General features: G+C 64.6%; 12 protein-coding genes. All 12 read left to right on the top strand.

The features are described 5' to 3' along the window. On the top strand, positions 1 to 652 hold a 652-nt coding region (locus ACXJL8_RS27960), incomplete at its 5' end, for a phage portal protein (RefSeq protein WP_456685953.1). Between the two features lie 2 nt (positions 653 to 654). Continuing rightward, positions 655 to 1,338 carry an HK97 family phage prohead protease gene (locus ACXJL8_RS27955; protein WP_456622154.1) on the top strand — a complete coding sequence of 228 codons (684 nt, stop codon included), beginning with the start codon at positions 655 to 657 and terminating at the stop codon, positions 1,336 to 1,338. A 7-nt stretch (positions 1,339 to 1,345) separates the two neighbouring features. Beyond that, positions 1,346 to 2,842, top strand: coding sequence for a phage major capsid protein (locus ACXJL8_RS27950; RefSeq protein WP_456685952.1), 1,497 nt, complete (start codon positions 1,346 to 1,348; stop codon positions 2,840 to 2,842). A gap of 81 nt (positions 2,843 to 2,923) precedes the next feature. Beyond that, the gene (locus ACXJL8_RS27945; protein WP_456622152.1) at positions 2,924 to 3,352 is read left to right on the top strand and encodes a hypothetical protein; all 429 of its coding nucleotides are present in this window, start codon (positions 2,924 to 2,926) and stop codon (positions 3,350 to 3,352) included. Between the two features lie 76 nt (positions 3,353 to 3,428). Then, entirely contained in the window at positions 3,429 to 4,139 is a 711-nt protein-coding gene (locus ACXJL8_RS27940) for a phage head-tail connector protein (protein WP_456622151.1), read from the top strand. A 110-nt stretch (positions 4,140 to 4,249) separates the two neighbouring features. Then, a complete protein-coding gene (locus tag ACXJL8_RS27935) occupies positions 4,250 to 4,606 on the top strand; it encodes a phage fiber-tail adaptor protein (protein ID WP_456685951.1) in 357 nt (118 codons plus the stop codon). A 5-nt stretch (positions 4,607 to 4,611) separates the two neighbouring features. Then, positions 4,612 to 5,040 (top strand): hypothetical protein, encoded by a 429-nt coding sequence (locus tag ACXJL8_RS27930; protein WP_456622149.1) that lies wholly within the window; start codon positions 4,612 to 4,614, stop codon positions 5,038 to 5,040. A gap of 4 nt (positions 5,041 to 5,044) precedes the next feature. Beyond that, on the top strand, positions 5,045 to 5,422 hold the full coding sequence (locus tag ACXJL8_RS27925; protein WP_456622148.1) for a hypothetical protein: 378 nt from the start codon (positions 5,045 to 5,047) through the stop codon (positions 5,420 to 5,422). Next, a complete protein-coding gene (locus ACXJL8_RS27920) occupies positions 5,422 to 5,712 on the top strand; it encodes a hypothetical protein (RefSeq protein WP_456622147.1) in 291 nt (96 codons plus the stop codon). The genes ACXJL8_RS27925 and ACXJL8_RS27920 overlap by 1 nt, the downstream gene beginning before the upstream one ends. Then, positions 5,709 to 6,176, top strand: coding sequence for a hypothetical protein (locus tag ACXJL8_RS27915; protein ID WP_456622146.1), 468 nt, complete (start codon positions 5,709 to 5,711; stop codon positions 6,174 to 6,176). Before ACXJL8_RS27920 ends, ACXJL8_RS27915 begins: the two co-directional genes overlap by 4 nt. Positions 6,177 to 6,178: 2 nt before the next feature. Next, entirely contained in the window at positions 6,179 to 6,622 is a 444-nt protein-coding gene (locus ACXJL8_RS27910; RefSeq protein WP_456622145.1) for a hypothetical protein, read from the top strand. Between the two features lie 64 nt (positions 6,623 to 6,686). Beyond that, positions 6,687 to 7,509 (top strand): phage tail tube protein (locus ACXJL8_RS27905; protein ID WP_456685950.1); only part of this gene is annotated, 823 nt, incomplete at its 3' end.

Raw genomic sequence — 7,509 nt, 5'->3', positions numbered from 1 at the left:
GTCGATCGCCATCGAGACCGACCAGGCGCATCTCTACAAGAACGGCCTGCGAACCAGCGGCACGTATTCGGTCGAGGGAACGCTCAATTCCGCGCAATATCAGGAGTTGCGGGCCTTCATCAAGGAATACCAGGCCGCCGAATCCGGCGAGCCGCTGATCCTCGATCGCGCAGCGAAGTACATCAGCGAAACGATGAAGGGCGTCGACGCGCAGACGCTCGAGCAGCGTAAGCACCAGGTCGAGGAAGTCTGTCGCCTGGTCCGTGTGATGCCGATCATGATCGGCCACGCCGGCAACACCTCGCCGACCTTCGCCTCCGCCGAGCAATTTTTCATCGCGCACCGCGTGCACACGCTGCAGCCGCCGAGCCGTCGCGTCGAGACATCGATCGGCAAAAATCTGATCGGCAAGGATGACACGCTCAAGGGCGTCAAGGCCAAGTTCAATCTCGACTCGCTGCAGCGAGGCGCCTTCAAGGACAAGATCGACGCGATCACCAAGATGCTCGGCTCCGGCGGCTCGACGCCGATGGCCGAGGTGAACGAGGTCCGCGAGCTTCTCGACATGAATCCGGTCGATTGGGGCAAGGGCAAGCCAGAGCCCGCGGTCGCGCCGAAATCCAACCCTAACGACAAGCTGCCGGAGGGCTAACGATGCTCAACACGCTCGCCTGCCGGATCGCCGAGCTGAAGTTCGCCGGCTCCGATAGCGATATGACGTTCTCCGGCTACGGCGCCGTGTTCGGCAACGTCGATAGCTATGGCGACGTCATCGCCGCCGGCGCCTTCAAGGATACGTTGGCGCGCGCCAAGTCGCAGAACGACTGGCCGGCGATGCTGTCGCAGCATGGTTCGTTCCTCGGCGGTCAGGACAATGTCCCGGTCGGCGTCTGGACCGACATGCATGAGGACAGCAAGGGCCTCGTCGTCGAGGGCAAGCTGGCGCCGACGCCGCGCGGCCAGGAGCTGTATTCCCTGATGAAGATGCAGCCGCGACCGGCCATCAACGGCCTGTCGATCGGCTACGTCGCCAAGGAGTGGAGCGCGCGCTCGCGGCCGGAGGAGCCGCGCCGCACGCTCAAGAAAGTCGATTTGATGGAAGTCTCGATCGTGACAATGCCGGCCAATCCAAAGGCCCGTATCGGACAGGTCAAGAGCGGCTCCATCCGTGAATTCGAGACCTTCCTGCGGGATGCAGGTGGGTTCTCGCGTGCCCAAGCTGCGGCGATCGCCGGGCAGGGGTTCAAGGCCATCGAGTCCATGCGGGATGCTGGCGATGATGGGCAGGAAGTTGGCGCGTCGATCGACCGCCTGATCTCAACTCTCACAGGGAAGTAAGACACCCATGACGAATCTCTACAAATCCCGCTATGGCGCGCTGTGCGTGGCCATGCTGGCGATCACGACGGTCTCGGCCGTCATGGTCCTCGGCTTCGATGTCCAGCCGGCGCTCGCGTTCGGCGGGCACAACAATCTGGCGCTGCATACGGCCGAATTCGGCGCGCTTGCCGGCGTCCCGACCGAGCTGAAGCAGGTTTTCGACCGTATCGGTGAGGCCTTCAAGGCTTTCAAGGATACGCATCAGGAGGAGATCGCCGGCATCAAAAAGGGTATGGCCGACGTCGTCACCTCCGACAAGCTGGCGAAGATTAACGAGTCGCTCGACAAGGCCGTCGAGGCCAAGGCGGCGCTCGACGCAAAGGTCGAGGCTGAGATCAAGCACGTTGAYGAGATCGAGAAGAAGCTCAACCGTCTCGGTCTGCAGAACAACGAGAACGGCCGTTTCCAGCTCGAGTTGAAGGAGTTTAACAAGCTCCTCGAGACCCGCGGCGAGCGCGGGGTGCAGCCGCTCGACGAGGCCGGCTATCGCGCTTACAAGGCGGCAAACGACAAGTACCTGCGCAAGGGCGACAAGCTTCTGTCGGCCGAGGAGCACAAGACTCTCGCGGTTGGCTCCGATCCTGACGGCGGCTATTTCGTCACGCCGGACACCTCTGGCCGCATCGTCAAGAAGCTCTATGAGACGAGCCCGGTCCGCCAGTATGCGAACCAGCAGACCATCTCGACTGACAAGCTGGAAGGCATCGAGGATACCGATGAGGCCGGGGCCGGCTATGCCGGCGAGCGCACTACTTCTGGCGACACCAAGACGGCGCAGGTTGGCAAATATTCGATCCCGGTTTGGGATATCGATACCGAGCCGAAGGCGACGCAGAACCTGCTCGACGATGCCGCGGTCGACGTCGAAGCCTGGCATGCCGACAAGGTCACCAACAAGTTCTCTCGCTTCGAGAACAAGGAGTTCGTCACCGGTGCGGCGAACAAGATCCTGGGTTTTGTCAACGGTTATACCCAGACCGAGGACACCGGTTCGGGCGTCGCGTGGGGCCAGATCGGCTACCTCAAGACCGGCGTCGACGGCGATTGGGCGGCCTCGAACAAGGCTGATGCCTTGATCGACGTCATGGGCCTGCTCAAGAATGGCTACCTGGATGGTGCGGTCTGGTGCATCAAGCGCAAGCTGATCGCCGAGATCCGCAAGTTCAAGAACAGCCAGGGTGACTATCTGTGGCAGCCGTCGCTGCAGGCAGGTACGCCGGAAATGATCCTCGGCTATCCGGTCGCTCGTATGGAGGACATGCCCGACAAGGCCTCGAACAGCTTCTCGATCGCCTTCGGCAACCTCAAGGAAGCCTACACGATCGTCGATCGTCTCGGCATCCGCGTCCTGCGCGATCCCTTCACGGCCAAGCCGTTCGTGAAGTTCTACACCCACAAGCGCACGGGCGGCGGCGTGGTCAATTTCGAGGCCATCAAGCTGGTCAAGTTCGGCACGGCGTAACGGCCTGACGATTTTCCGGCGGCCTGTATGGGGCCGCCGGTCCATCCTTCCCTGCAACCATTTTTCGAAAGGACTCCATCGATGCGCGACATCATGGACAATCTCGACGTCAAGCGCGGCATCTCCCCTGTCGCCGCGCAGACCACCAACACGCCCATTGTTTCCCAGATCGTCGATCTCAAGGGCTACGACGGCTGCATGTTCGTGATCGATATCGGTGCCAACACCGACGCCGACGCGACCTTCACCGTCCTGGTCGAGGATGGCGACGCGGCCAATCTCTCTGACGCTGCGGCTGTCGCGGATGATTACCTCAACGGCCTCGAGACCACGGCGAGCTTTACCGCGGCCAGCGACGACAACAAGATGCGCAAGATCGGCTATGTCGGCATCAAGCGCTACTGCAGGGTGACGATAACGCCCGCGCTCAATGACGCCGGCAATATCTTCATCTCCGGCAACTGGGTGCTGCGCCCGCTGCGCAAGCCGGCAGCGAATCCGCCGACGTAGCGCTGTGAAATTCGGCTCGCGCGGGCGCAGTCCCGCGCGGGTCGCCATTCCTTTCCGCTTGGATCGATTGTCAGCCATGTCGCATCGCGAAAGCCATGCCTTGCCCGTGCCCATCCTGATCGAGCCGCCGGCCGGCGAGCTGGTGTCGCTCGCCGATTGCAAGGCGGCGCTCGGCATTACCGGGACCGACCAGGACGCGGCGCTGACGATGGCGCTCGATGCCGCGATCGACACGCTCGATGCCGGCACCAATGGGACGCTCGGCCGCGCGCTGCGCCCGCAGACCTGGGAGCTGCAGCTCGAAAGCTTCGCGGAAGGCTGGCGCTGCCGGCCGCGACACTATCGCTGCGGCGGCGAGGCAATCGCGCTCAATTATCCGCCGCTGATCGGGATCGTCAGCATCAAATATCTCGATACGGCAGGCGTCGAGCAGGCGCTGGCACTCAACACCGATTACCGGCTGCTGCGCGTCGGCGCCATCGATGGCCGGCAGCTGGTCGAGCCCGCCTATGGCAAGTGCTGGCCAGTCGCGCGCTGCGATGCCGCCTCGGTCCGGATTCGCTACGAGTGCGGCTATGACGGCGCCGACAACGTCGCGCCGCGGCAGTTGATCAATGCGATCGCGCTCGGCGCGCGCGCGCTGCTGACGGCCTCGACCCGCGACCCGATGCTGTTCGAGGACCGGGTCGAGGGGATCGGGTCGCAGCGCTACCAGAGCGACAGCAAGGCCGCCCAGATCGTCACCGACGCGGCCGCCTCGCTGCTGTCGAGCCTTCGCGTTTTCTGAAACCCGTTCAACAGGAGCAGCGGCCATGGCCGGCGGCACCCATCTCACCACCTTCACTGGTGCTGTTGATTGTGCCCGCATGACCAAGGCTGTGTTGTTTCCGTAGCCCGATGTCCATGCGCAGCATCAAGCTCGGCACTCGCCCCGGTCCGGCGATCTGGCCGTCGAMGTCGCCCGACGAGGTCCTCGACTATTCGCTCGACTGGACCTTGCGGCTATGCACGGCGGACGAGGCGGCGCGGCTGCGGCGGGGCGAGGCGATCGCGCCGGCGGATGCGATCGTGGTGTCGGACTTCATCCTGCCGCCCGGGATCGTCGCGGACAAAGCGACCAATTCGCCGGCGGTGACGACGGCCGTCATCTCCGGCGGCGAGGACGGGCAGCGTTATGTGCTGCGCAACCGGATCCGGACCGCGTCCGGCCGGGTGATGGAGCAGGCGGTCCGGCTCAAGGTCGCCGCGAAGTAGGACAAATGGACGTTGACGTCCTGGTCGCGACCGCGCACCGGCGCCTGCGGTTGCGGCGGCTGCTGGTCGCGATCGAACGTCACCCGGAATTGTTGGAGGCTATCGACATGAACCGTTCCATTGGCCGGCCGATCCAGCTGGCCGGCTTCGCCTCGCGCCTGGCGCGGGCCGAGAAGGCCGAGACCGAGCTGGCCGTCACCGGCCAGCGCTATGACACCGTGCTCGACGACATCGACGACCAGCATGCGGCGCTGAAAACGCATGTAGGCGCGCTCGAGGTCACCCGCTCGGCGCTCGACCAGGTCATCAGCCGCATGACCGCGGGGAGCAACGGCGGCCCAAACGATGGTGGGGACTCCTCGACCGTCTCGGCGGGCGAGGTCGGCGCGGTCGGCCAGGTCATCACCTCGACGACCGAGAAGGGCGAGGGCTGAGGCCGTGACCCCGGATCAGGCGCTCGCCAGCCATCGCAGGATGCTCGCGCAGGTCGGCGAGGCCATCACCGTGCGCCGCTACGTCGGGAAGGGCGCGGCGCGCGCGCCGGCGGCCGAGGCGATCGCGCAGGGCCGTGTGATGGGCTACCAGCCGCAGCAGATCGTCGGTGCGGTCCAGCAGGGCGATCGCAGGGTGATCCTGCTCAACGATCCCGCCGCGTCCGTGCCGTCCGGAAAGGTCGCGCTTTCGACGATGTTGCCGCTGACCAGTGATGACAAGCTTGTCGTGCGTGGCGCCGAGATCCAGATCATGGGTGTCGACGACTCAACCCGCCGTATCGCCGGCGTCCTGGTCGCCCTCGAGATCCAGGTGCGCGGCTGATGGGCCAGGTCTTTGACGAGGCGGATTATCGCCGCCGGCTTGATGCGCTGGACTCCTCGAACATCTCTGTCGGCGAGGAAGCCGGGCTGATCGCCAAGGGCGGCGGATCGGGGCCTCTCGACGCGCGAAAGACTATCCTGTTTGCCAAGCAGCAGGCGCTGCGCGCGGCCCGCAAGAAGATGATCAAGGCGATCCGCGCCGAACAGGACAGGATGCGCCAGAACAACCTGCTGCCGACCGAGGTCGAGCAGATCGTAACCGGAAAATCGGACACCCTCGTCAAGGTATGAGGCTGATCTTTCGCTATCTGGCGATGCAGGACATCGTCGATTTCGCGTTGGAGACGCTGCGGTCGCGCTCGCCGGTCGGCTCCGGCGATGATCTTCACCGCGGTCTCTACCGCGACAGTCATCTCGTCTTTCTCAACGGGCAGGTCGTCCAGGACGTCAGGGCGTTCAAGCGTGGCGACCAGATCAACATCTCCAACCCGGTGCCCTATGCCCGCAAGCTCGAGATCGGCAACGCCCGGATGCAGGCGCCGCTGCATGTCTATGAGGATACTGCGTTGATCGTCGCCAACAGGTACGGCAACCGCGCGGCCGTCAAGTTCACCTTCATGCCGGTGCGCTTCGGTGGGATCTCCGCTTACGCGGCATTCTCCAAGCAGCTGAAACGGGGCAGGCGGACCATGTCCGAAAAATCCCGGCAGGACTGGCTGGTGCGCCAGCCCGCCATCCAGATCAGGGCGCGCTGACCATGGCTGATTGGGCTGGAGCGGTTGCCGCCTGCAAGGCGCGCTTCGTCGCAAATTTCTCGGCGACGCAGGTCGCCTACCAGAACGAGGACCCGCCGGCATCGCCTTGGCCGCCGGCGGTGCCCGTGCCGTGGACCTATTTCGAGGTCCTGCAGGTCGAGAGCAAGCTGCGCGGCGCCGGCAAGCCGGGCAGCCAGACCTGGCTGACGCTCGGCAACATCTTCGCGCATGTGTTCGTGCCGAAGGGTTACGGCCTGGAGGATCATCTGGCGATCGCCAATCCGATCGGCGAGATCTTCCGCGCCAAGACGTTCTACAACGCGGACCCCGGCGCCAAGATCATCTGCGGCGCGCCGAGTGTCCGCGGCGGCGATTCCGGCAGCGATGACGGCAACTATTTCGGCCTCGTCGTCGGCGTGCCCTTCGAATTCTACTTCATCGGCTGACCGGCCGGCTTTCCCCTCAAAATCCCGCGGGCTGTGGCCCGCTTCATCCTGGAGGTCCTGATCCATGTATCAGTCGAATTCGAACGCCTATGTCGCATACAAGGTGCAGTCGGCGCTCGGCACGGCTGCCTCCGGCAGCGCCGCCAGCGTCTTCCGCATCTCCGGCGGCAACGGCATCAAGGCCAGCAAGGCCGCGGTCGAGAGTGGCGAGATCCGGCGCGACGGCATGCGTCAGCGCGGCCGCCATGGCACCCAGAAGCTGACCGCGGATTACGATGCCGAGCTGTCGCTCGGCTCGCATGACGCCTTTGTCGAGGCGATCGCGCGCGACACCTGGTCGGCGGCCGATCTCACCAAGACGCAGGCCGACTTCACGTCGCTCACTACGGGCGCCAACTCGATCATCTGCGCCTCCGGCGATCCTCGCACCTGGTTCGGCATCGGCGACGTCATTGAGCTGCTCAACTATGCCGGCGGCAACAATCTGCAGAACATCCGCATCACCAATCTGACTGCGACCACCATCACCACGGCCGAGACGCTGATCGTTAATGCGACGCCGGACACCTCCTGCTCGATCGTCCGCCGCGGCAAGAAGCTGGTGCCCTTCGCCGGCGGCTCGCTGATCAAGCGTTACTTCACGCTGGAGGAGTACGAGGTCGACATCGACCAGTCCAAGGTCGCGCAGGACTTCGTCGCCGGCCAGCTCAAGCTGTCGATGAAGCCGGACGGCATCATCATGGCGGGCCTCTCCGGCGTCGGCACCGGTCGGGTGCTCGGCAACACCACCGGCACCTCGCCCTATTTCACCGCGCCGGTGCTCGGCGCCAATGCGCCGTTCTCGGTTTCACCGCGCCGGTGCTCGGCGCCAATGCGCCGTTCTCGGT

This window comes from Bradyrhizobium sp. P5_C11_2 (assembly GCF_054049755.1).
The sequence above is the reverse complement of the archived record's forward strand: the minus strand, read 5'-3'. Positions and strand labels throughout refer to the sequence as shown.

Coding starts and splice junctions, on each gene's coding strand:
- ACXJL8_RS27955 (WP_456622154.1), top strand. CDS start 655: ATGCTCAACACGCTCGCCTGCCGGATCGCCGAGCTGAAGTTCGCCGGC.
- ACXJL8_RS27945 (WP_456622152.1), top strand. CDS start 2,924: ATGCGCGACATCATGGACAATCTCGACGTCAAGCGCGGCATCTCCCCT.
- ACXJL8_RS27940 (WP_456622151.1), top strand. CDS start 3,429: ATGTCGCATCGCGAAAGCCATGCCTTGCCCGTGCCCATCCTGATCGAG.
- ACXJL8_RS27930 (WP_456622149.1), top strand. CDS start 4,612: ATGGACGTTGACGTCCTGGTCGCGACCGCGCACCGGCGCCTGCGGTTG.
- ACXJL8_RS27920 (WP_456622147.1), top strand. CDS start 5,422: ATGGGCCAGGTCTTTGACGAGGCGGATTATCGCCGCCGGCTTGATGCG.
- ACXJL8_RS27915 (WP_456622146.1), top strand. CDS start 5,709: ATGAGGCTGATCTTTCGCTATCTGGCGATGCAGGACATCGTCGATTTC.
- ACXJL8_RS27910 (WP_456622145.1), top strand. CDS start 6,179: ATGGCTGATTGGGCTGGAGCGGTTGCCGCCTGCAAGGCGCGCTTCGTC.